The following is a 23150-nucleotide window of genomic DNA, read 5'->3' as shown; positions in this document are numbered from 1 at the left end:
TTTGATTATGATTATCAAAATTTATACATATCCCGCCGAGGAAGTAGCCACCGCCTGAAACCTCTTACCTAACAGGGTTTGGTGTTACCCGGTTGGGTGGGTGGTTATTTTCTATCAGCAAAGTAGGTTTGGAACATCTCCAGAGCTACCGGAGCCGCCGCCTTAGAGCCAAAACCGCCATTTTCCACGACTACAGCAATGGCAATTTCTGCTTGATCCGCAGCACCAAAAGCCACATAAACCGAGTGCGATCGCTGTCCCCAAACCTCAGAAGTTCCCGTTTTTCCGCCAGTTAAAGGGATACTACCACCATTCATTACCTGAGCGGTTCCATACTGGACCGTAGCAACTAACCCCTCTCGAATTTTTTTAATCGCATCAGGAGCCAATCCCGTGGGTACAGGTTGGGTAGCGGGAGTATTAGTCATCGAAGAGAGTAAATGGGGTTTAACTCGCTGTCCACCATTGGCGATCGCCGATACCATCACCGCCAACTCCAGAGGGGTAGCTAGTACCGACCCTTGACCAATAGACATCGTGACAGTATCCCCCAAATACCAGGGTTCCCCAAAGATTTTTTCCTTGTCTTCCGGCGTAGGAACCCATCCACTAGATCCCTCCGTTAACCCCAACAATGTTAAATCCGTAGTACCAATCCCGAAATTTCTAGCCCATTTAGCCATGGTTTCCGGGCCAATGGCCATCCCCAGGCGATAGAAAAAGGTATTACTACTAAAGGCTAAAGCATCCCGAAACCCAATTATCCCAAGCCCGCCACTATGTTCTTTAAAGGCAATCCCACCAATAGTAATTGAATCTGAGGTCGCAATTACCGAACCTGGACTAAAATGGCCAGAAGCCATACCAGCAGCAGCCGAAACAATCTTAAATGTACTTCCGGGGGGATATCCCTGTAAGGCGCGATTCAGAAACGGATGGTCTAACCCTTGGAGTTCTTCCCATTGTTGGGGGGTAATGGGGCGAGTAAATAAATTAGGGTCAAATCGTGGACTACTCGCCATTGCTAACACTTCCCCAGTTTTCACATTCAGGGCTACTGCTGCTCCCCGTCGCTGTCCCAGAGCCTGTTCCGCCACTCTCTGCAGATTGATATCTATGGTTAGTTGTACGTCTGTACCCCCTTGAGAGGATTTCTCACCAAAGATCCGCAGTTCCTCGTTTTTGGCATTCACTTCCACCAAGCGAGCGCCCCACACTCCCACTAAATCTTTATTGGCTAAGGCTTCAATCCCCAACTGTCCTACTACCATGCCCATTGGCCAATCGGGGTTAGCTTTTAATTCTTGTAGGTTGGCTTCCCCAATGTAGCCAACTACTTGAGCTGCTAAATTACCGTGGGGATAGTGGCGACTCGACTCCATCCTAATTTCCACCCCGGACATCTTCTCGGCATTTTCCGCTAACCAGATAAAGGCTTCTGGAGTCAGATGATTGCTAATGCGGACTGAGGTGGCGGATTGGTAGCCGATGCGTTCTAGTTCGTTTAAAATGCTGTGTGCTGGTACATCGAGTAACTCACTCAGTTGGTTAGCCGCTTGTTTCCACTGTTCTGGGGTCTTTTCCCTTGGCCAGAAAAAAACCCCCCGCACTTGGTGGTTATCGGCTATGGCTGTACCATTGCGATCGAGAATTCGACCCCGATTTGAGGGGACTGGAATCAGCCGGATACGGTTGTCTTCCGCTCTCAGTCGGTTTTCTGCTCCCTTCACCAGTTGCAGTTGTACCAGCCGATGAACCTGCAAACCTATCAATCCTGTGGCTACCAGCATTAATAGTAAAACACGATACAGCGGTCGCGGCGCTTCCTTGCGGACAGTCGGGCGATCGCTACTAGTAAAATGGACCCTAGGGTTAAAAGACAGTTGACGCACCATAGACCTTGAAATAAATCTCTGATACAACATACTATTTTTTGGGCAAGTTAGTACCTATTCCCCAAGACACCAAGCCACAATTAACCCCACAAATGCTAACCCAGTCCAATTCGGTAGGTGTAGCCAATTAAGAAAGCTCAGAGGGTCTAGCCAAAATGTCTCTGTTAGCAGAATGCTCAGAATTAGCGCGATCCAGGTAAGTAGTACAGCCATAGCTTAGATCCTGAGTGCATATCTAGGATATCTGTTGACTAGATTTTAACATTAGCATGGATCTCGGCTTCCTGAGTCGGTCTCTACTCCGGCTATGCTATTTTTTTTTAAACTACTAAGGTTATATCATCTAACAGCTTTTGTGTGCCGATAAATTGCTTGACATCTTTAGCTACCCTTTCACAAATACTATCAACTGACTCGTGGCGGTTTGGTTTTCCTGAAGCACTCCACAAAGTCCGCTCCATACCATACATTTCCTGTTGCTCATTAACGGCTTCCGGGATACCATCGGTATATAAAACCATCACTTCTCCTGGATTGACTTTCACCTCTAGCTGATTAATAAAATCTGAGATATTTTCTTATAAACCTATCAGAAACCCTAAGTCCATTCTATCAATTTGTTCGACTTCTCCATGGTTACGAACTACAATTCAACTTTCATGCTGTCCGGTTAAATGAAATTTATCATCTGGAAATGTTAAAAAAGACAGGGTTAAATTTTTATAGTTTCTCATCGGCATACCATTACTATAAATTACCTGGTTAATTCCATTTAAAAACTTTACTTGATCGGCTTATGGTCAGGCTGATTAAGTCCGAGCTGCTGTTGGTGTCATCAGCATTAACACCTTTCTAAACCATGTCCGGTTACATCACCAATACCTACTGTTGATCTGCCATTGGACTCTAGTATTATCTCATAATAATCTCCCCCAACTTCGTCCGCTGGCTCCATAAATCCGGCTGCCTCCAAGTTAGATATTTCTGCTAATTATTCCGGTTTCGGTAAAATCATGTATGGCAGTTTTTGAGCTACTTTTAATTCGGTTTTCAGGCGAAATTTTCGGCTTTTAAACCTTGGTTTAGAGCCGCAATTTATGATAAAATTTGGCAGGTTTTTGGTTTTCATTAATGTCAATCCCCTAATTTCATAGATAATATTGCCTTGTTTTTCCACAATAATAGCTGCTCTCAGTTCTCAGGTAATACGGGGATCGCTTACTTGAATTTATAGATAATTAGACACCATATTTTCACATTGTAAGGCTCTATAATAGGGAGGATTGATAACTCTTGATAATTGATTACTTCCCCCTTGATTAATATAATTATTTAGCTGGAAAGTATGGTTTTATAAGTCTCTCACCTCCTCAAGTGAGAGTAAATATTCGGTGGTTTTGTTAAAATAAATTAGCTCGCCATTCGGTGCATAAATAGCTACTCCTACCGGAATAACGTTTAAAAATTTGGTGAGTCTATTCATTGAGGGTGGTTAAATCTTGAAATGACTGCTGTACTATCATTTCTTTGCAGATATAGGGACAGTTTCCAGTCTCCTTTGGCTACATTACTGGCGACGATATTGAGGCGGGAAATTGGCAAAGTAATCCACCTAGCTGTTATCATACCAATAATAATTGCCACAATCATCGCACCAACAGGTTTAATAGTAGTGCGAATATTAGCGTTGATTTCGGACATAAAATCTGACTCTGGTACAACTACAACAATCAGCCAATCTAAATTATACTCATCCTGTAAAGGTCTAACTTTCACAAAGTACAGATTTTCATTCAATCGCAACTCATTATTTTGGTTACTCCCTAGAGTTTTGAGGTCGCCAAATGTATTAAATAAATCTTTAGCCGTTGCTTGATTAATGGGATTATTGCTTTGGTAACCATTCATTAATTCTCGGCGTTCTTCTTCATCAATGGTCAAGGGTAATTCTCAGGTGGAAGTTGCCAAGAAAGTCCCGTCACGTTTGATAATAAATGCTTGTCCAGACTTCCCAATACTAAGGCTATGGAGAAATTCCGAAATATGATCTAGACGTAAGGTTGAAATTAATACACCTTGGAAGTTATTACTATCATCATAGACTGGATAAAGATGGCTTAAAAGTAGCGTGGGTTATAAGTAGGAGATATAAACATCACTCCAGATGGCTTGACCAGCTTCTTTGGCTGTGATATAAATGGTGTGCTTGCGTGGGTCTGCGTTCTCGACTATGGCTTGTACAGTAGTGCGATCGCTTTGGTCATTAGTATGATAATAATAGAAGCTAAAATCTGTCTCTGGTTCGATAATATTAATCATATTCTCCAAATCCTAACTCGATCGCATCCAGTTTTTTTGGGTTTATCTTAGCCGGAATTTCTAGGTATAATTCTAGGTTTTGGTAAATGCGATCGCTTACTTCTTCGATTAATTGGTTCGCTAAATCGGCGATCGCACTTTTTCCTGTGCGGAACGATAAATAACCCACCAATCCGGTCGCTCCCACTACTTGGACTACAAATGGCACAATTAAAATTGTACTAATAGAGGTATTTCCGAATAGTGTTATAATGGCTTGGTTGAACTTTTTAACCAGCATAATATTTGCAGATAAAAGATTAGGATAATCACAATTTGGCTGCAGTATATCTTCAGTATTGAATCGGTAATTTTCAAAAATAATTAACTTTAAAATACCATAAATTTTGGCAATTACCACCCTGTAAATAAACCTGGATATTGATGGTATATTTAATCAAAAATTATCATGGAAATTGAGCATAAAATCCCCCCCAAAACTGGCTTATGTAGAGGGGGAATGATAGTTTAGCTGATGGTTTGTTCCGACTCGATTTTGTCTAATAGCGCCACCACTTCTCGCTCAAACGCTACCTTAGCGCGGTTAGTTTTACCGCCAATATAAAGCCTGTCACCCTGTTGGAGTCCCCAAATTTGGGAATGAGATACATAACTCATTAATACACTAATCATCAGTAATCCAAATCCTAAATAAACAATCGGAATACCTGGATCAGCTTTAATTTGCAATCCTGTACTTCCCACCACCTCATCAACATAGAGGGTGACACCATTGATGTCAATAGACATACCCTCGCGGACTGTTGAGGCTAACTGACCATCATTGTCATAAATTAACACTGTTCCCTGTAAATCTTTCGCCAGCAGGGAGACTCCCTCACTCAAATCAGTTTTGGTGGGAACCCAAGTTCCCCAAATGCGACCTTTTCCCCCAGTGTCTAGTTGCGCCATTGGTAGTTGTAGCACCGGAGAACGATTGATCCGAACCCGCACCCCAGCAATTCCCCAATCAGCTTGATAAAAGGTGATACCATCATAACGTAGGGGTTTATTAACATGAATAGTTTGGCGATCGCGTTCTTTTCCCTCCCGGTCTACTACCGACAAATCAGAATAAAATTGATCGATAGTTCCATCTGGTGTATAATCAATCCAAAAGCGATTGACTTTAACCGCCCAATCTTGGGGCATTTTAGACTGAGAAAACGGCCCCGCATCTAGGATATTTTGAATCCCAAATAGATTCCCACTAGGGACAAGTTCTTGAGCTATAAAACCCGTCATTGAACCCACAATTGAACCCGCCAAAATAATCAACATACTAGCGTGAACTACAATGGGTCCAATCCGGCCAATTATACCTCGGCGAGCATAGAGTTTATTTCCCTCTTGAAAGACTAGATAACGACGGCTTTCTAAGGTCTGTTTGAGATGGTCTAGGGATACATTGTTTACCTCGGCACTTAAAGCCAAGTTTTTAAACTGTTTTTCCTTGTCGTAATATTGCCAACGTTGTGCCGATTTTAAGGTCGGTAACTGACGGGTGAAAGTGCAGGCTGTCAGACTAGAGCCAAAGACAATTAGGATTGATAAAAACCACCAAGTCCGGTAAACATGATCTAACCCTATAAATAGTAATACCTTCCAGGTTAAAAAGCCAAACAAAGCCGGATCTTCTGGGTAGTTAGCTTGATAAAAGGCGGCGGACTGTCCCTGTTCTATAACAGTTCCAGAGATGCTAAAAATGGCGATCGCTAACAATAAAACAATCGCTAATCGCAAATCCGCCAACACCGGAACTAATTCTTTACGGACAAATTTTCTGGGTGCTGTTCCCCAACTATAAAGTTTAGAGAAAACCACATCTTTAGCAGTCATAATTAAATCAAGATTTTACAAAAGTTAACTAGGCGATCGGAGCCAGTCGGTACAACAGAGAAAACACCCCAAACCCTACCAGCAAAACACCACTAGCGGGAGTAATCCAACCCGACCACTGACGCAAAGCCAGCAACCTTTTAATAGTAGCCGTAAATGTACCCGCCAAAATCAAGGGAGCCACATAACCCACAGCGTAAGACAGCAGCAACGCCCCCCCCAGAAGGACATCGCCAGTGGTAGAAACCCAAGCCAGAATCGTCGCTAACACCGGGGTACTACAGGGAGAAGCCACCAAACCAAAAGTTAACCCCAACAGATAAGAACGCGCAGAATGGGGGAGCTTTTCAGGAATCCACCCCATGGTATCAAAAGCCGGAAGTTGCAGGGGTAAGGCTTCTAAAAGGTTCAATCCCATCAAAATGGCGATCGCACTCACCACAATCGGTAAACCCCAGCCAATCTGACCATAAACTTGTCCCACCAGAGACGCAAAAACCCCCAATCCCGCTAAAGTAGTTGCTAGTCCCAAAGCAAACCAGGTAGACTGAATAGCTGCTGTGGTGCGATTTTGGTTTTCATATCCACCAATATAGCCAATCGTAATCGGTAACATAGACAGCATACAGGGGGTCAGACTGGTTAGCAAACCAGCAGCCAACAGGATGAGAATGCTTGGCCATCCCACATGGGTTAGTTGTTCGCGCACTAGGGTATTAGCAAATTGTGCAATTTCATAGAGTTGTGTTTGTAGGGTTTCGCTCATGAGATCAAATTGATGAGTTTGGGAACTATCAAAAATTGTAACGTTTTTTTAGCCAGTCCAGATCTCAAATCCAACTCCTACAGATCGCACAGCCACCGAGAAATAGATGCTACTTGATTTTCTCGATTCAGATTAGCGGCATTATTGAGCGTCCCATTTTCTAGTTGCTCCCCAATTTCCCAAGAAGGTATAAGGAGAATATCCCACTTGATATAATGCTTGTCGAATCCGATTTAGTGATGCTTGTGCTGTTTGACAATGTTCATCAGCTCCCGCTGGTTCTATGGCTCCTTTCAGTTCACCTAAAGCTAGGATAGATTGTACATTATTAATTCCCATTAGTTCGGATTTTTTACATACATATATCACTACCTGCAAAGGGGTCTAAAATTTTGCCTTGAGTCAATCCATATTTTGCAAATAACAGTTGAACTAGAGATGCGGAAAAGGCTTCCTTATACTTATACCAACGATAAATAGGTTGAGTTTTTTTCGCCTGAAAACTGACTAACAGCCTGGTTAGTGATGGTTCGATTAAAAATTTGTTTTGAAAGGAATTATGTAATTGTTGATCAAGATGGTTAACTTCCCGGATATCTGCTATGTTTTCGACTGCCTTTTCTCCTGATGAGTTATAATTAGAGATTCCCCACATTATCTAAACCCTAGAAACTGCCACATTGCTGACAGACTCAATGCCTCTAATCATACAAGATAGAGGCATAACCCCAGATACAAAAAACAAGTATGCTTCCAATGAGTTATCACAGAGAATAAATTTAGTTTTGACAACTAAAACATAGCGAATTTCTTGATGTTCTAAAATCAGAGAATTAATCATTGATTCTAGGGGGTCAATGGAAAATGACTGCTCGGAAACGGTAATCATACTTCCCATTAAGTTCCCTAAAATCCCTAGAAAACTACTCAGTAAAATATTGCCAACTTCTGTCAAAACTTCACAGGCAGAAATATTCAGATGTTCAATAGGTTGTCTCGAATTGTGTCGGAGTAAATTAGTTAACATTACTGCCACGGGATAGTCAAGAAGTATTAAGGCATCTCCCGACAAGGAACCAGACAAAGTTTGACGGACATTAGCCACCTCATTAGCAAAGCAGTCAGCAAATTCGGTTTTACATTTACTCAGAGGATACAGCCAAACATTAGAAACATCCAAAATCACCGGACATTGAATTAATGCTGACAAGGAACTTGCTGGTCGTCTGGATAATATCATATTGATAAATCCAATGAGCGCATTCTGTTGTTTTTCTGTGAGCAGCATCACGAGAACTCCCAAACCCTAAAGAACATTTAAATTTATAAAGCATCTACGATCGCCTTAGCCATCTGATTAAGGGGAATACTGCGATCGCTCAAACCAGCTTCTACAACTGTTCTAGGCATCCCATAGACCACACAGCTTTCCTCAGCTTCCGTAAAAACCGAGCCACCGTGGGACTTAATCCAAGCGGCACCTTGTTTACCATCAGATCCCATTCCAGTCATAACCACACCCAAAACCCGGTCTTTATAGATCTCCGCCGCCGATTGAAACATGACATCCACCGATGGACGGTGAGGTAAATCAAAAGGTTTAGTGTGCAAATGGACAATTACATTTTGATCATGATTGCGTTTAAAACTCAGATGGTGTCCAGCCTGAGCAATTAGCACCTCACCTGGGCGCACCACATCTCCAGCTTGAGCCTCTTTAACATCAAGAGAACAAAGACGATCTAGGCGTTGGGCGTACATATTAGTGTATCCCACAGGCATATGCAAAACCACCACCACCGGAACTGGCAAATTTTCCGGCAATTGAGGAATTAAGAACGCCAAGGCTTGAGGGCCCCCTGTAGAAATTCCGATCGCCACCAATTCAATTTTTCCTGAACTAATAGGAGGGCGAGGTAATGGTGTTGATGAAGGAAATTCATGAATATTAGTGAGACATTGAATAGGGACAGTCGAGGCTGTTTTCACTTTCGCGATTAATTCATCACTAATATCAAACATTTTTTCCGTAGCGAGGGCCGTAGGTTTATGGACAAAATCCACCGCCCCAGCATCCAAAGCCGCCAGAAATTTCTCGCCTCCTTCATTAGCAATACTGACCACAATCACTGGTAGGGGACGGCGTGCCATTTGGTGTTTAATAAACTCCACACCGTCCATTTTAGGCATCAATAAATCCAAGGTAACGACATCCACCTGGTCGCCCAGCTTTTCAATTTTTTCCAAAGCATCCGCACCGTCATGGGCGACATCAACGACCTCAATAAAGGGACTACGAGACAGCATTTGTCTAATCACCTTACGGACATATGCTGAATCATCTACAATCAAAACTCGAATAATATTTTTCATCTCATGGCTCCTCTGTAGCTCTATATTTTATATTATATCAGGTCAGTTAACGTTTTTTTTGATAGGCAAATGCTTGCCTAATATCCACCAATTTAAAATCAGTTTCAAACTTTAACAGGGACTCAGATGCACTCACAAATAAATAACCAGATTCTGCCATTCTTTCCGAGAGTAGTTTGACAGTTTTCTGGATGGATTGATCGGAAAAATATATAAAAATATTTCGACAAAAAATAAAGTTAATATTTCTAAAATTAGCCATTTCATGAGGGCAAGTAATATTGGCAACTTGCCAAGTAATTCGCTTATGAATACTCGGTTTAATCCGCCAATTATTACCTTCTTTGTCAAAATATTTGTCCTGAATTTTAGGAGGAGTTGCCCGAAATGAATATTGTCGATATAGTCCCTCCTTAGCCTTACTAATTGACCGAGGTGAAGCATCAGTACCGTAGATATTAATAGGCACTTTGTCAAACCAACCAGCCTCTTCTAAAGCCATGGCAATTGAGATAGGTTCCTCACCAGTCGAACAAGCCGCACACCAAATTTGAATAGGTCTAAAAATCGGCCAATCATCAGATTTAGAACCACCTTTATATTTGTCTATTAATGATGGCAACAACACATCAATCATCACCCTAACCTGGTCAAATTCCCGCCAGAAGAAAGTTTCCGAAACCGACAGGGCATCCATCAGGCATTTCCACTCACCATCAGCATCAGGATCATATTTTAGTAGATAATAGTAATCCAAAAATGAATCAAAATTCTTGTCTACTAATCGAGGATAAACCTTATCTGCCAACAGATCCCTTTTTCTAGATTCGTAGTACAAACCAGTTCGTTCGTGAATTAAATCTCGAAGAATAATAAATGTACTTTCCGATAGTTCTAGTGAGTCTGGGCGAAATGACATAGATCACATATAAATCCTGAGAATTAAGCATAAAATCAGGGGTAGAGTTAACAATGGACAACTATTAACTTCCCCATTCTATGGACTATTTTAAGAAGATCGTAGACCTCGATGAGCGGCGCGACGAATAGCCGGATATGGGTCAGTGCGAGCGAGTTTAGCTAATTTTTCATCGCAACTGTGATTTCCCAGATAAACTAAAGCGGTGACAGCGGCCAGACGGACATTTTTATCAGCATCATCCAAGGCTTCAATCAAAAACTCGGAAGCTATGGGATGCTTAAAACGCTTGAGAACCTCGACCACAGAACAGCGAACCCCGGGATGGATATGTTTTAATCCCTGAGCGACCAATTCAATATATTCTCCCTCTAAACTTTCGGGACAATTGCGCCGGACCAAAGCATTAAGACAAGCCTCTCGAGTGCTAGGGTCAACGGTCAATTCCAGCAAGGCCGAAATGGCTTCTGGAGTAGCCAAACGAGAAAGGGACTCGATCGCCTCATAAACCAGACGTTCTTCGGGGTCAGCGGCGGCCATCCACTGCAAAGCTACCCCGGCTTCGGTTCCTCCCCTTTCACGAAAGGCATGGAGGGCATCAAGGCGACGTTCAGAGTTAGGAGAATTGAGAGCCGTCAGCAAAGGGGGTATAGCCTGAGCGCGGTTAATGCGCCCCAAAGCCCTCAAAGCAGCACGGGCCACATCTCCGCCTTCATCCTCCAACTCAGCCAACCCAGACAAAATCGGAGTAGCTCTCACACCAGCGATCGCCCCCAAGGACTCAGCAGCGATCGCTCTGACCGGATCAGCCGGGTCATGATTAGCCAGTTGTTTCAGGGCGGCAAAGGCACTATCAGCCCATTGATCAACATTGAGTTCAGCTACAGGTTCTGGTAGGGATGAAATCGAACCTGATTCTAGGATATCAATTAAAGTGTCACCGTAGCGACCAATAGAACGAGCCGCCTGATAACGAACCCAAGATTCCGGGTCATCCAACCCTTTTAGTAAATGAGGGACAGTTGCGATATTTTCCAATTCTCCCATAGCATGAGCCGCAGCCGATCGCAAAGAAGGCGAAGGGTGAGTCAAAGTTTGCACCAAGATCGGCAAAACCCGCTCATCCTCCAAATAGGGCAAATGTTCGAGCGCCGCCCGACAAACCCGTTCTTCTGGGTCTTGTGTACAAGCCAATAATCGGTCTTTGCAATTCTCAAAAGCAAAATACCCAGCAATTCTCACCGCCGACTCCCGTACCAACGGGTTAGGATCAACCAACAGATCATAAATCCGTTGAGGCATAGCTAGATGGCCCAAAGAATTGAGAGCAGCGATCGCCCCCAAACGCACCGCCGAGTCAGGATGTGCCAGTAACTCCAACAGCCCCTCAAAAGCGCGAGCATCCCCAATGTGAGCCAAAGCCGTAGTCGTCACCATCACCAGTTCCGGTTCAGCATGACCCAACAAAGACATCAAAGCCGGAACCGCCTGGGTGCTGCCTATACGTCCCAAAGCCATAACCGCCGCCTGGCGAGTTTCCAGGTCTCCCGCTTCCAACTGCATAATCAATAAAGGCGTTACCCTTCCCCCGAATGCAACCAAGGCTTCCATCACCTGATCGCGAACTTCGTGATTATTCAGGAGTTTTCCTAAAGTTTGCTCAATTTTCTCTCCTTCGAGCCAACCCAAGACCATCACCATCGCCCGTAACTCCGGCCCGGACAAAGATCCTTGTTCAATCTCTGCTAGGATATTTTCCACCCCCTGATCTTGTATCACTTGGCGGGTCAGGTCAGCGATATGTTGTCCTTCTTCGAGTTGTTTATAATTAGCGTAAATTTCCGCCAAAGCCAAAACAATTTCTGCGATCGATGTCAAAGGACGATTAAGTTGAGCCACCAAAGGCCCTACCGCATCAGCATCCGCAAACTTACCCAAAGCCGATACCACCGGACTACAAAGCAAGTCATCCTCTAATAGAGGCAGAAGTTTGGGAATAATCGTTGTATCGCCAATAGTCACCAAAGTTTCGATCGCCGGAAAAGCCAAAAAGAAATCCCCACTCGTCGCAATCTCAATCAAAGGCTCCACAGCCTCCTTCGCCTTCAGTTGTCCCAAGCTCTCAATGGCATGATAGCGAACATTGATATCTGGATCATTGAGCAAACCAATCAGAGGATCAATACCACGGGGGTCGTGGCGTTCTCCCAAAGCCAGAGCCGTATAAATTCGCAGATCTGGGTCTGGTTCTCCCAAGCATTCCACCAGAGCCGGAATTGGGTCTACATTACTGAGCGCCAGAATTTGTAGAGTCGCATTCAGAACATTCGGGTTGCGATGCTGTTCCCGCATCAATCGCAGTAGGCTACGGATAATTTCTGGGTCATCAGTTATCGCCAAGTTATCAACTGCTTCTCGGCGCAATTGCCAATTCAGGGTTTTTTGTAGCAATGGAACCAGTTGAGGAGCCAGTTTAGCATTAGCCATTTGCATTAGGGCATCAAGGGCAGGGAAAGCTAGGAAAAAGTCTTCTGACTCAGCGATTTTCACCAAGCCATCAACGGCTTCGAGCGCTTGTAGTTTTCCCAGAGCTTCAATAGCATGATACCGGACATTGACATTATCATCATCCAACATATCAATCAGGGCAGGAATAGCCCGGGGATCTTTCCTTTGTCCTAGGGTTTGCACCACATAAATCCGCAGATCTGAATCCTGTTCCTTCAGACAATCAATCAGAGCCGGCACTATATCAACCTGCGTGAGAGTCAGAACCTGTATCACACTGTTAAGGATATTTGGATTGTGATGTTGTTGTCGCAACAATTCCAACAGTTGCGCGTTCAATTCTGGCGCTTTAACATTAGTTAGGTGACGGGTGGCATTTTGGCGCACTTGCCAGCGATCGTCAGCCAGAGCAGCAATGAGGGACTCATGGACTGACGTATCAAATTCCGTTTCTTCCCCATCATTTGACCCTGTGCGAGCATTGGCTAATTCCCATTCTGCCTCCATGCGCTCCGTGACATCTTCTAAAGTAATCACCAAACCCACGATCGCCGTTTTTTCCCGCAAAGGTGCGATCGTTACCCTTTGCTGCATCGAGTCAAAGTATTGCGACGGGTTCCGTGGTGGGCACTTAATTAAATAATGATGAAAATCCGGCGCTAGGGTTTCGATAGTACCATCTTCCAGAACCTGATTAAAACGAGCCAGTAAACCCCTCGACTCCAAATCAGGAATTATCTCGGTCAACGGACAATCATAGACCTCTTCTGCCTCTAAGCCGCTCATCATAGCTAGTTGAGAATCCCAGGATCTCACCAATAATTTATCATCTGTTGTAAAAATACTAATCGTCATATTTTTAAGGGGGTAAGTTTTAATTTGGGCCGACAATTAACAATTTTAATTATCAATTTTAGCCCCCTCTCAACAATCGAGAGGGTTCAGTCTAGGGATAGACTGTCCGCCTACCCCTAATCATTCCAGTCCCGTGCCAATGTCAGCAGATATTAACTGTTATTAGCTGTTAAATGCCAACCTTTAAAACCTCCATCAGTGCTTGAGTGTGTGACAGCAAACCTTGAGCCGTTTCATGAGTTTTGTGTACCCCTGAACTGTTATTTTTGGCAATAGTTTGCAATTCGTCTATACGGGCCAGCAGATTACTAGAAACTTCCGAATGATCTAAATTAGATGTGCGGATCAAAGCTATTTGTTTGGCTATACTACGAGTAGCTAAATTCATCTCCTGCACCGCCCTACTTTGTTCCTCCATAGCCTTAGCTACCTGTTCCGACTGCGTTTGAATACTCTCCACAGCTTGGCTAATTTGGTTAGCACTGCTACTCTGTTCAGTCATCGATCGCGTCACATTAGTAATTAATTGCGACAGTCGCTCCGACTCCTTCGAGATTTGCTCCCCTGCTGTGGACTGTTCCGCTAAAGCACGGTTCGTGCTAATCACCCCCCGGCGCATCGACTCTACCGCCTGCATGATTTGTTGAGCGCCCTTATTTTGTTCAAAGGTAGCCTTACGAATTTGTCCGGCTAAATTATTGGTATTTTGAGCCGCCTTAATCACATCCCTAGCCGCTCGCGCCTGTTCTCCCATAGCCTGGGTAACTTGTTGAGCAATTTGCCTCATGTGTCGGGTGGACTGCACAATTCCCTGAGTAGTTTTGGCTTGCTCATGGGTAGCAATCGCTACCTCTTTCGCTTGGGTAGCAGTCGTATTAATAGCCGTTACCACCCGCTGTCCAGCCGTCAGTTGCTCTTGAGAGGCGATCGCAATTTGGTTCATTAATTGGGTCGTTTGTTCAACTCCTCCCAGAATTTGTTTAAGACCCGATAACCCATCTTCCGCCAGAGTCCCACTCTCTTCCGCAATTCTTAGCCCATCATTAGATGTACTCACGGCATCTTGCACCACCGACTGTAATGCCTTAATAATCGCAGCTATATCGAAGGTGGCTTGGGCGGCGCGATCGGCTAAATTGCGGATTTCTTCAGCAACTACAGCAAACCCACGCCCCGCTTCTCCCGCACGAGCCGCTTCAATGGAAGCATTTAGCGATAGCAGATTAGTCCGTTCCGAGATTAAGTTAATTGTATCAACAATAGTGCTAATTTCATTAGTGCGTTTACCCATATCCCGCATTACATCAGCCGATTTAACCATTGATTCCCGCACTCGTGCCAAACCTTGAATCGCTTTTTCAATGGTTTTACCCCCCTTGTCCGCATCAACTCCCACAGCACGGGTAATTTCATTGGCTTTTTGGGTTAAGCCGTTAATTGATTGGATAGAGTGATCGAGTTGTTCCGCGCTCGTGGCTGAGTCCGTCGCTACCTCCGTAATTTGTTCCGCGTTATTGGCTACCCCCTGCACTGATTGGGCAATTTCCTCAATAGATGTTGATACCTCTTCTACAGTCGAAGCCAGGTTTTCAATAGTTGCTGATACCTCTTCGATAGATGCCGCCATCTCGTTGATAGACGCGCTCGTTTCTTCAGATGCAGCCGTTAAATCATCCGCATTGTTAGCCACTCCCCCAATCGAACTCGTCATTTCTTCCATAGAAGAAGCCGTCTGATTTACCGATACCGTTAGATTTTCCGTGTCGTCACTCACGTTTCTAATGGAAGTCGTCATTTGGGTCATCGAAGCGATCACCTGGGTCGCAGAAGTCGCCATCTCTTGGGCATTTGCTGCTACCCTAGTTGTGTTGCTGGTACTCTCCTGAATTGATGTTACCGTTTGGCGCACTGCCGTCGCTAGTGCCGCACTACTCGCCGACACCTGTTCAATGGATGCGGCCATCTCATTGACCGAAGAAACTAATTCTTCTGTCGAACTCGCTACTGATTCCGCTTGGAGTGACGTTTCTCCCAGGGATTTATTCATCTGGTTGATCCCGTTGGAAGTGCGATCGAGTAGTTGCAGTTGAGATTCTGCCCCCTCCGATACCTGTTTCGCTATTTTGGCGATCGCGATCGCCACTGTATTTACGCGATCGGCATTTTCCCTTATTTCCACCATTTCCAATTTCAGTTTTTCCCTCTCTTCTGATGCTGAGAAATTCTGGAAATTGGCAGCTTCCAGATAACCATTATCTGCCTTTTTCTGGTTTTTAGATTTTTTACCCATTTTCAACTAACCTCATTTACTCTCAAGACCAACAAAAACACCAACATACAGCCAGAAACCGTGTCAGACCCATACCCTCCCCCCATCAACTTTAGGGACTCCTTTCTGATACTAATTCTGGTAACACTAATAATTCCGACACATTGAGAATTAATATTACTCGTTCTCCTAAAGTAGCAATTCCCGCCAAATATTTTCCACTCAAGCTAGAAATTCCCTCCGGTGAAGGCTGAATAGTTTGTGCCGGAATTGATACAAACTCCCTCGCTGTATCTACAATTAAACCCACTGTCCGCTCATTAGTATTAATCACGATTAGTCTACTTCGCAGGGTATACGCTATTTTGCCAAATCCAAATCGTACCCTTAAATCAATTGCGGGAATCACTTGACCCCGCGAGAATACCACCCCCACCACAAAAGACGGAGAGTTGGGAACCGGCGTAATTTGCTCGACCATTTCCATCTGTTGAACCATATCAGAGGGAATACCATAGGTGGTATGGTCAAGTTCAAATAAAATAAAAGGTTGAGATGTATCTGCTGATTTATTCATAAGATGAAAGTTGATTGATACCCTAATTTATTGTCTGTATATAATGACCCTGAAATAAATCAAAATTAGGCTCACTAAATCATCATTAAATTAACCGGAATTAATGAATTGTTGCGGCTTGATAATCTTAGGGATTTTGCTGCTAATTAATGTGGAAACATCCAGAATTAATACTACTCTACCATCACCTAATTCTGTAGCTCCCGCAATTCCCGGACTTTGCAAAAATGGATCAGTTAACGGCCGCACCACAATTTCTCGTAGTCCTAAGATCCGATTCACGACTAACCCGGTGGAATTAACGCTATTACCAATCACCACAATAGTTAGTTTTTCGGACTCGTCTGTAGTCACCACACAGTTAAATAGACGCGCTAAATATCTCAGGGGGAAAACATGACCTCGATAGGAGATTATTTCCTGATCTTCCAGGCGAATAATTCCCTTATGCTCAACAGATAATACCTCCTGTATAGAGGATTCGGGAATGGCAAAGGTTTGACCACTGACTTCTACAATCAGAGCATCAGTAATCGCTAAAGTTAACGGCAAATCAATAATAAAATGACTGCCTTTTCCTTTTTTAGTGGTGAATTTCACACAACCACCTAGTTCTTGAACCGTGTTTTTCACGATCGCCATCCCCACACCCCTACCACTAGCCAGATCCGCTTCTTCTTTGGTGGAAAAACCCGAGGAACATAACAGATCGAGTATAGTCTGGGAATCATAGTTATCCGGATCATTAGTTTCCGATACAGAATCCGACAACAAACCCTGTTGTTTTGCCCGTTTTAACACCCTATAAATATCGACTCCCTGACCATCATCTTCAATTTCAATAATCACCATTTCCCCCGCCGTAGAAGCACGTAAGGCGATCGCTCCCATCGCAGATTTTCCCGCTTTTAGCCTTTCCTCCGTTAATTCGATACCGTGACTAACTGCATTACGCACTAAATGCAATAACGGGTCCATCATGCGCTCAACCACAAACTTATCAATTTCCGTCTCCGCCCCGGAAATTTCCAGCGCCACCTGTTTTCCCGTTAGTCGCATCAGATCCCTAACTACAAACTGCATCCTCGCGAAAATTTCCGCAATCGGAACCAGTCGCACCTGCATCACCCCCTGACGCAGATCCCGCAGTTGTCGTTCTAAAGTTAGGTTAATCTCCTGTAAAGTTCGCCGCCGAGCAGCCGGGAAACTTGGGGGTAAATTTTTCAGGTTTTCCTCCAGTCGTGCCCGCGTAATTACCAATTCTCCCACCATCCGCATGAGTTCATCAAGTTTCGGTAGGTCTACCCGTACTAAGTTAGACCCACTAATCAGGGGACTCGTTGACTTAGCCGGAGAGATATTATTACTGGTTTCGGCTTCTGATGTCTCCAATACTTCCGCTGGCGCTGGCGCAGTTTCTGTCCGCTCTTCTGACTCTTTCCTCTCTGACTCGGTACGATTGACCACCGTCCCTATAGCTTCAACTTCCCCTGGCGCTTCCGCTGTTGCTGGCGCTTCCGGTTCCCTTGGGGGTTCAACTTTTAAGTTAGATGAGCCACTGTTGGCTTCAGAAACTGGACTGGGAATTTGATATGGTTCCCCTGTCAGATATTTCAATTCAGAGCCTAAATCGTGATTTTCCGCCTCCTGGGTTGCTAAAATAAAATCAAACAGGATTTTCTGATTGGCATTTAGACGGGGAGACACATAAATCAATTCACCGATCGCTTGCAGTTGTTCCCGAATTGCATTAACTCCGATGCCCTGTTTGGATAGCTCTGTACTAGGAGTAAAGACAAAATGCCAGATCTGTTTTCCTTCACTGACTAGCGCCTCCAGTCGTTTCTTTTCCTCTGGTTTCAGCTTCACCTCAAAGGGGGTAATAGCTGCCGTTGGAGTTTTAGCCACCACAGGAGGGTTACAGGCTTCCAATTGGCTGATAATTTCGTCAATATCCGGGGGGTCTTCCTTGGTGCGATAGGCTCCGATCGCCCTCTCCAGGATTTGAGTTCCTGACATCAGAGCATCAAAACCCTCTGGTTTCAGGGAGATTTGACCATCTCTTAGCGATCGTAGATAACTCTCCATTTGGTGAGCCAGTTTCTCCGCTTCCCGCACACCCACCATCGCCGAAAGTCCTTTAATTGAGTGAAAGCTGCGGAACAGTTCGTTAAGAATCGATCCCTCAATTTGGGGCTGATTCATACAAGACTCTAGCGCCAAGAGTTCCCGCCGCACCACCGCCAAATGCTCTTCACACTCAGCAAAATAATCATCTAAAAATTCATTAAAAAAGTTGTTGCTTTCTGTAGGACTAGACACGATCGCCTTGGTACTCTCTTAATGGACATTACTCCAACATGGCTCTGATAATAAATTGACAATTTCCCCCGATAACGATTTCGGATGAAATGGTTTAGTTAAATAGCAAGCCGCCCCCGCCGCTATCGCTTCAGTTCGACTTTCATCATCTCCTTTAGTCGTTAAAATTACAATCGGTGTTTCCCTATATTGCGGGTGATTTAGCACAAATCGCAAGACTTCCAGACCGTGCATATCTGGCATATTTAAGTCTAAAATCATTAAGTCAAACGGCGCTATTTCTAATTGTTCAATAGCTTCTAATCCATTCCCTGCCTCGCTAAAAGCTACATCTTTAACATCCCTGAGAGATGCCATTACCATTTTTCGCATGGTTGCGGAATCATCTACAACTAGAATCCGTCTCATTTTTATGGACTCCTAAGGATTAATACGCTGGGTTTCGTCCCACAGCTTTTGACTGATGGATCGCTAATGGTTTCCCATAACCTTAGCCTAGGTTTCAATCAATCTGGCTGTGGTGGTACCGATTAACAAAGCGTCCCTCCCAGACTACCAATTTAATGGGGTTATCAACTCACTACCGCACCTCTGAACTTATCTATTAACCCCAATCAACTGATTGTCCAATTTTTCTACCTCAATTTTGGTTGATTGTCGGGGAGAAAAAATCTTTCCCCCTTCCGCAATTTTCTGGGATAGAACGCAATTTTTATTATATTCTATACCAGTTAAACTGCTACAAAAATGTTGAAAAAATTAACACAACTATATAAGTTCATAGGTCAGATCACACTATCTCAAAAGTAAAAAAATTATTAAGTTTTCTGGAGTATTAATAAACCTCCCCCTACTGGGGGAGGGTAAGTGGCCGGAATTTTGGCTAACTAAGCCACTAACACCTGAGTTCCGGGTAGCATTTCCAAACTATCGCCCATAGTTTGACCATTATGGAAGGCGGCGAGAATCACATCGCTAGTTTTTCCCCAAGCGATCGCCCCGGAAGCATCCAAACCGATCGCCCCCAAGTCCCGCTGATGATCATTAGCCTCCACAAAAGAACGTTCAAAAGCCGATCGCAAAGACAAACCATCTCCGACGCGGATCACAATTTTGGCCGCAAGACACTCATCAATAATATCCTCGCCGATACCCGTACAACTCACCCCCGCCTGAGCTGTGGCATAATTACCAGCAGGCATAGCCGAATCACTAACCCGACCAATGCGTTCAAACCCCTTACCACCAGTAGAAGTTCCCGCCGCGAGGCGACCATTTTGGTCTAAAGCCACCACCCCGATAGTGCCGCGACCAGCTTCATCATCAGAGGTTTCGGCGACCACATTCGCCATTTTGCGGTTAAAATCCTGCTTGCGGTCTTCGATCCACTCATAAAGACGGCGATCGGTTAGGGGGTCAAAAGGCGCTATATTCAACTCCCGCAACAGTTCCGCCGCCCCATAGTCCGATAAAACGCGATCGGGAGAGGTTTGCAGAAACTTAGCCAACTCAATCGGGTTTTTCAGCCTAGAGACATTAATCACCCCGCTAAAGCGTTGTAAACTGCCATTCATCAAAGCCGCACTCATGCGGATCTGTCCGTCAGACTGCAAAACCGAACCCACCCCAGCATTAAATAGGGGATCATCTTCGAGAAGTTGACAGCCACGAATCACCGCATCCTCAGCAGTGGTACCCTTTTCGAGTAAGCCATAAACCTCCCTGATCACCTGATAGAGAGATTTGCGAACAGTTTCCACGCCTCCTTTTCCTTGGAGAGAACTACCCGCCCCACCATGTATGATTAGTTTTGGTTGCACATTAACACCCATAGCTGTACAATTTACGGGGATATTTCCCCTTTAATCCTGTTGGTTGCGTCGGCGACGGCAACGCTCGGAACAGTATTTAACCTCATCCCAACAGTTAGCCCACTTTTTGCGCCAAACAAAAGGGCGATCGCAGACTGGGCAAATTTTCTGAGGCAAGTCTGACTTAGCCCGCTGACGTGCCATACTAGAACATTGATCGCTCGCTTATTATATCAGCGGTTATTATAACAATGCTAGAGACTCAGTGGGAAACCGCATTAACTACAATTAGGATTGTATTAGTTGAGCCGGCGGGAGCCTTAAATGTGGGGTCGATCGCCAGGGTCATGAAAAACATGGGGTTAACCCAAATGGTACTCGTAAGCCCCCACTGTGACCCCATGAGTTGCGAAGCTAAAACTATGGCAGTTCATGCCCAAGATGTTTTAGAATCAGCCCAGATAGTAGACAGTTTACCCCAAGCCTTAATCGGATGCCAAAAGGCGATCGCCACCACCGCTCGCGATCGTAGTTTTGACAGAACCCTCGAACACCCCAGAACCACCCTCCCCTGGCTACTCCAGAGCCCCGCCGCCCTCATTTTCGGTCCCGAAGATCGTGGCTTGAGCAATACAGAACTAAACTATGCTCAAAGGATAGTTCGCATTCCCAGCAGCAGCGCCTATGAATCCCTAAATTTAGCCCAAGCCGTAGCCGTCTGCTGTTACGAACTCTCACTAAGCGCTCAAACCCTCATCGATAGCAGTACATTACCCACCCCAGAACCATCAGAACCATTATCAGCCACCCTCGACCAACTCGAAGGATACTATCAACAACTAGAAACCCTCCTACTCAAAATCGGTTATGTATACCCCCACACCGTCAGCAGTCGTATGGAAAAATTTAGGCATTTATTTAACCGCGCCCAGCCATCTAGTACAGAAGTTGCTATGCTACGGGGAGTTATCTCTCAGGTAGAATGGGCATTAACTGTTAAGCAACATCCGCCCAGTTAATGCTAATCTCAATATCGTTGATTCTCAGGCTCAACTGTCCATTCCTAAGAAGCGCGATAGTGGGTAACAATTAATAACCGTCTCCGGTGAAATTTCCATAGTCTATTGTTCTCTTTGATGATTTTTAGGTGTTAGGTGTGGCTCACCGATATCCCCGTCGCTCATTTTTATCCTTTTTTTCCCAATGGGGGGCTAAGTCCCAGAAGTCGAAAGGCCCTCAATCTCGTGATCAGCGTCGTGGCCGTTCCCCTAGTCCCACTTCTCAATCACGATCATCCTCACGGAGACCTGTATCCCCCAACCGTTCCCAACCCGGTCAAATTCCCCCCATACATATCCCTGAAACAGCATATTTAGACCCCGTGTTAGATCAACTCCGACAAAAACCCCCCATTACCAGAAACCGGAAACAGACACCTCAGCTACCACCACCAAACTCTAAAAAACGCCGTCGGGGAAAACCTACACCGCGTCAGGGAGTTAGTAGCAGAAAACCATCTAACATAGTCCCCTTAAATAGGTCTATCACTCCCCAACCATATCCGAATCTTCAGCCGACCATGCAACCCCTTACCCCTGTTAAAAAGCGGGTGGTAAGGCGTACCCGTCGTCGTGTCTCTCCTATAGTTTATGGAACCCGTTTGCTGATTTTAGGCATTGGTATTGGGGTAATTTCAGGAACAGTCCTCTCAATTCTCAACTCCTTGGGGCGTGCTACCGCTGACGCTAGTTCTATTGAGAATTTGGAAACACAGGAAACTAGGATTAACAGCCCAATATCTACTAGGATTTTGCCGCTATCTCTGCAACTAAACCGCGAAATCAAAGACTTAAAAAATCAACTGGAATCTGTGGCGGCTACATCCCCTGATGTTAGCCCGGCTTTGATGTTTTTAGACCTGAATACTGGCGGATATGTCGGTTTAAGAGAACAGTCTATAGTTCCGGCAGCTAGTACGATTAAGGTGCCGATTTTAGTGGCGTTTTTTCAAGCTGTTGATGCTGGAGAAATTCGCCTAGATGAAATGCTGGTAATGACGGAAAATCACCAGGTGGGAGAAGCGGGGATTATGCAATATCAGCCCCCTGGGACTGAATATACAGCCTTAGAAACTGCTACTAAAATGATGACAATTAGTGATAATACGGCGACTAATATGATTATAGATCGCCTGGGAGGGTTTCAGGTTCTTAATCAAAGGTTCCGCAGTTGGGGTCTGACAGATACTATGGCGCGTAACCCTTTACCTGATATTGAAGGGACTAATAAAACTACCCCTAGGGATATGGTTAATCTTTTTAGTCAAATTCACCAAGGGGGTTTACTGTCAATGACATCACGCGATCGCCTCTTGCGAATTATGACAGAAACTGAAAATAATCACCTGTTACCTAGCGGGGTCGGTAATGGGGCGGTGGTCGCCCACAAAACCGGAACCCTAAACATTATGTTAGCTGATGTGGGTATAGTGGATATGCCCAATGGTAAACGCTACATTTTAGCTATTTTAGCAGAAAGAACTAATGGCAACCAAGCCGCTGAATCAATGATTCAAAAAATGTCCAGACAAGTCTATGAGTATATGCTGGCTAAAACATCGGAAACCGTCACTCCAGAATTACCAGAAAATTAGGCTGT

At 44.6% G+C, this 23150-nt stretch carries 24 protein-coding genes; 2 read left to right on the top strand and 22 right to left on the bottom strand.

Translation table 11 applies throughout. The features are described 5' to 3' along the window. Positions 1 to 104: 104 nt before the first annotated feature. The 22 genes from mrdA to N39L_RS03890 form a co-directional block, all read right to left on the bottom strand. Entirely contained in the window at positions 105 to 1895 is a 1791-nt protein-coding gene (mrdA, locus tag N39L_RS04000) for a penicillin-binding protein 2 (RefSeq protein ID WP_014274360.1), read from the bottom strand. A 54-nt stretch (positions 1896 to 1949) separates the two neighbouring features. Beyond that, entirely contained in the window at positions 1950 to 2108 is a 159-nt protein-coding gene (locus N39L_RS03995; RefSeq protein WP_014274359.1) for a hypothetical protein, read from the bottom strand. Between the two features lie 107 nt (positions 2109 to 2215). Then, the gene (locus N39L_RS03990; RefSeq protein WP_006616123.1) at positions 2216 to 2416 is read right to left on the bottom strand and encodes a SpoIIE family protein phosphatase; all 201 of its coding nucleotides are present in this window, start codon (positions 2414 to 2416) and stop codon (positions 2216 to 2218) included. A gap of 830 nt (positions 2417 to 3246) precedes the next feature. Further along, positions 3247 to 3378 (bottom strand): hypothetical protein, encoded by a 132-nt coding sequence (locus tag N39L_RS03985; RefSeq protein ID WP_286133253.1) that lies wholly within the window; start codon positions 3376 to 3378, stop codon positions 3247 to 3249. Further along, positions 3375 to 3836 carry a HAMP domain-containing protein gene (locus tag N39L_RS03980; RefSeq protein WP_006619571.1) on the bottom strand — a complete coding sequence of 154 codons (462 nt, stop codon included), beginning with the start codon at positions 3834 to 3836 and terminating at the stop codon, positions 3375 to 3377. The genes N39L_RS03985 and N39L_RS03980 overlap by 4 nt, the downstream gene beginning before the upstream one ends. Positions 3837 to 4028: 192 nt before the next feature. After that, complete coding sequence (locus N39L_RS03970) at positions 4029 to 4214, bottom strand: hypothetical protein (protein ID WP_006619572.1); 186 nt, start codon at positions 4212 to 4214, stop codon at positions 4029 to 4031. After that, positions 4207 to 4494: a histidine kinase gene (locus N39L_RS03965; protein ID WP_231852087.1), complete on the bottom strand. Its 288-nt coding sequence runs from the start codon at positions 4492 to 4494 to the stop codon at positions 4207 to 4209. The genes N39L_RS03970 and N39L_RS03965 overlap by 8 nt, the downstream gene beginning before the upstream one ends. A 227-nt stretch (positions 4495 to 4721) precedes the next feature. Then, the gene (locus N39L_RS03960) at positions 4722 to 6092 is read right to left on the bottom strand and encodes a cytochrome c biogenesis protein (RefSeq protein ID WP_006619574.1); all 1371 of its coding nucleotides are present in this window, start codon (positions 6090 to 6092) and stop codon (positions 4722 to 4724) included. Positions 6093 to 6120: 28 nt separating this feature from the next. After that, positions 6121 to 6858, bottom strand: a complete 738-nt coding sequence (locus N39L_RS03955; RefSeq protein ID WP_006619575.1) for a cytochrome c biogenesis protein CcdA — start codon at positions 6856 to 6858, stop codon at positions 6121 to 6123. A 77-nt stretch (positions 6859 to 6935) separates the two neighbouring features. Continuing rightward, complete coding sequence (locus N39L_RS03950) at positions 6936 to 7034, bottom strand: AvaI/BsoBI family type II restriction endonuclease (RefSeq protein ID WP_353912490.1); 99 nt, start codon at positions 7032 to 7034, stop codon at positions 6936 to 6938. Next, a complete protein-coding gene (locus N39L_RS03945) occupies positions 7000 to 7197 on the bottom strand; it encodes an AvaI/BsoBI family type II restriction endonuclease (RefSeq protein WP_006619576.1) in 198 nt (65 codons plus the stop codon). Before N39L_RS03945 ends, N39L_RS03950 begins: the two co-directional genes overlap by 35 nt. A gap of 13 nt (positions 7198 to 7210) precedes the next feature. After that, positions 7211 to 7513, bottom strand: coding sequence for a hypothetical protein (locus tag N39L_RS03940; protein ID WP_006619577.1), 303 nt, complete (start codon positions 7511 to 7513; stop codon positions 7211 to 7213). Positions 7514 to 7516: 3 nt separating this feature from the next. Continuing rightward, positions 7517 to 8146: a chemotaxis protein CheC gene (locus N39L_RS03935; RefSeq protein ID WP_006619578.1), complete on the bottom strand. Its 630-nt coding sequence runs from the start codon at positions 8144 to 8146 to the stop codon at positions 7517 to 7519. Positions 8147 to 8181: 35 nt separating this feature from the next. Next, entirely contained in the window at positions 8182 to 9231 is a 1050-nt protein-coding gene (locus N39L_RS03930) for a protein-glutamate methylesterase/protein-glutamine glutaminase (RefSeq protein WP_006619579.1), read from the bottom strand. A 46-nt stretch (positions 9232 to 9277) separates the two neighbouring features. Beyond that, positions 9278 to 10150, bottom strand: a complete 873-nt coding sequence (locus N39L_RS03925; RefSeq protein WP_006619580.1) for a CheR family methyltransferase — start codon at positions 10148 to 10150, stop codon at positions 9278 to 9280. A 90-nt stretch (positions 10151 to 10240) separates the two neighbouring features. Next, positions 10241 to 13513, bottom strand: a complete 3273-nt coding sequence (locus tag N39L_RS03920; RefSeq protein ID WP_035737653.1) for a HEAT repeat domain-containing protein — start codon at positions 13511 to 13513, stop codon at positions 10241 to 10243. A 169-nt stretch (positions 13514 to 13682) separates the two neighbouring features. Continuing rightward, on the bottom strand, positions 13683 to 15803 hold the full coding sequence (locus tag N39L_RS03915; protein ID WP_006619582.1) for a methyl-accepting chemotaxis protein: 2121 nt from the start codon (positions 15801 to 15803) through the stop codon (positions 13683 to 13685). 91 nt (positions 15804 to 15894) lie between these two features. After that, positions 15895 to 16359, bottom strand: coding sequence for a chemotaxis protein CheW (locus N39L_RS03910; RefSeq protein ID WP_006619583.1), 465 nt, complete (start codon positions 16357 to 16359; stop codon positions 15895 to 15897). A 90-nt stretch (positions 16360 to 16449) separates the two neighbouring features. After that, the gene (locus N39L_RS03905) at positions 16450 to 18681 is read right to left on the bottom strand and encodes a chemotaxis protein CheA (RefSeq protein WP_014274357.1); all 2232 of its coding nucleotides are present in this window, start codon (positions 18679 to 18681) and stop codon (positions 16450 to 16452) included. Between the two features lie 18 nt (positions 18682 to 18699). Further along, positions 18700 to 19089 (bottom strand): response regulator, encoded by a 390-nt coding sequence (locus N39L_RS03900; RefSeq protein WP_006619585.1) that lies wholly within the window; start codon positions 19087 to 19089, stop codon positions 18700 to 18702. Positions 19090 to 19568: 479 nt separating this feature from the next. After that, positions 19569 to 20513 carry an isoaspartyl peptidase/L-asparaginase gene (locus N39L_RS03895; RefSeq protein ID WP_006619586.1) on the bottom strand — a complete coding sequence of 315 codons (945 nt, stop codon included), beginning with the start codon at positions 20511 to 20513 and terminating at the stop codon, positions 19569 to 19571. Positions 20514 to 20543: 30 nt separating this feature from the next. Next, positions 20544 to 20696: a DUF2256 domain-containing protein gene (locus tag N39L_RS03890; protein ID WP_006619587.1), complete on the bottom strand. Its 153-nt coding sequence runs from the start codon at positions 20694 to 20696 to the stop codon at positions 20544 to 20546. A gap of 47 nt (positions 20697 to 20743) precedes the next feature. Between N39L_RS03890 and N39L_RS03885 the strand changes: the two genes are divergently transcribed. Further along, complete coding sequence (locus N39L_RS03885; protein WP_006619588.1) at positions 20744 to 21511, top strand: RNA methyltransferase; 768 nt, start codon at positions 20744 to 20746, stop codon at positions 21509 to 21511. A gap of 137 nt (positions 21512 to 21648) precedes the next feature. Further along, on the top strand, positions 21649 to 23145 hold the full coding sequence (locus tag N39L_RS03880; RefSeq protein ID WP_014274356.1) for a serine hydrolase: 1497 nt from the start codon (positions 21649 to 21651) through the stop codon (positions 23143 to 23145). The last annotated feature ends 5 nt before the right edge of the window (positions 23146 to 23150 follow it).

This window comes from Limnospira platensis NIES-39, assembly GCF_026000695.1.
Lineage (GTDB): Bacteria > Cyanobacteriota > Cyanobacteriia > Cyanobacteriales > Microcoleaceae > Limnospira > Limnospira platensis.
Note: the sequence above shows the minus strand (reverse complement) of the source record. Positions and strands in the feature narration are given on the sequence as shown.

Bases quoted from the DNA above. Each gene is read 5' to 3' on its own strand.
- N39L_RS03965 (WP_231852087.1), bottom strand. From the start codon at position 4,494: ATGCTGGTTAAAAAGTTCAACCAAGCCATTATAACACTATTCGGAAAT.
- N39L_RS03915 (WP_006619582.1), bottom strand. From the start codon at position 15,803: ATGGGTAAAAAATCTAAAAACCAGAAAAAGGCAGATAATGGTTATCTG.
- N39L_RS03910 (WP_006619583.1), bottom strand. From the start codon at position 16,359: ATGAATAAATCAGCAGATACATCTCAACCTTTTATTTTATTTGAACTT.
- N39L_RS03920 (WP_035737653.1), bottom strand. From the start codon at position 13,513: ATGACGATTAGTATTTTTACAACAGATGATAAATTATTGGTGAGATCC.
- N39L_RS03955 (WP_006619575.1), bottom strand. From the start codon at position 6,858: ATGAGCGAAACCCTACAAACACAACTCTATGAAATTGCACAATTTGCT.
- N39L_RS03900 (WP_006619585.1), bottom strand. From the start codon at position 19,089: ATGAGACGGATTCTAGTTGTAGATGATTCCGCAACCATGCGAAAAATG.
- mrdA (WP_014274360.1), bottom strand. From the start codon at position 1,895: ATGGTGCGTCAACTGTCTTTTAACCCTAGGGTCCATTTTACTAGTAGC.
- N39L_RS03930 (WP_006619579.1), bottom strand. From the start codon at position 9,231: ATGAAAAATATTATTCGAGTTTTGATTGTAGATGATTCAGCATATGTC.
- N39L_RS03990 (WP_006616123.1), bottom strand. From the start codon at position 2,416: ATGGTTTTATATACCGATGGTATCCCGGAAGCCGTTAATGAGCAACAG.
- N39L_RS03995 (WP_014274359.1), bottom strand. From the start codon at position 2,108: ATGGCTGTACTACTTACCTGGATCGCGCTAATTCTGAGCATTCTGCTA.
- N39L_RS03985 (WP_286133253.1), bottom strand. From the start codon at position 3,378: ATGAATAGACTCACCAAATTTTTAAACGTTATTCCGGTAGGAGTAGCT.
- N39L_RS03940 (WP_006619577.1), bottom strand. From the start codon at position 7,513: ATGTGGGGAATCTCTAATTATAACTCATCAGGAGAAAAGGCAGTCGAA.
- N39L_RS03890 (WP_006619587.1), bottom strand. From the start codon at position 20,696: ATGGCACGTCAGCGGGCTAAGTCAGACTTGCCTCAGAAAATTTGCCCA.
- N39L_RS03895 (WP_006619586.1), bottom strand. From the start codon at position 20,513: ATGGGTGTTAATGTGCAACCAAAACTAATCATACATGGTGGGGCGGGT.
- N39L_RS03935 (WP_006619578.1), bottom strand. From the start codon at position 8,146: ATGCTGCTCACAGAAAAACAACAGAATGCGCTCATTGGATTTATCAAT.
- N39L_RS03945 (WP_006619576.1), bottom strand. From the start codon at position 7,197: ATGGGAATTAATAATGTACAATCTATCCTAGCTTTAGGTGAACTGAAA.
- N39L_RS03970 (WP_006619572.1), bottom strand. From the start codon at position 4,214: ATGATTAATATTATCGAACCAGAGACAGATTTTAGCTTCTATTATTAT.
- N39L_RS03960 (WP_006619574.1), bottom strand. From the start codon at position 6,092: ATGACTGCTAAAGATGTGGTTTTCTCTAAACTTTATAGTTGGGGAACA.
- N39L_RS03885 (WP_006619588.1), top strand. From the start codon at position 20,744: ATGCTAGAGACTCAGTGGGAAACCGCATTAACTACAATTAGGATTGTA.
- N39L_RS03925 (WP_006619580.1), bottom strand. From the start codon at position 10,150: ATGTCATTTCGCCCAGACTCACTAGAACTATCGGAAAGTACATTTATT.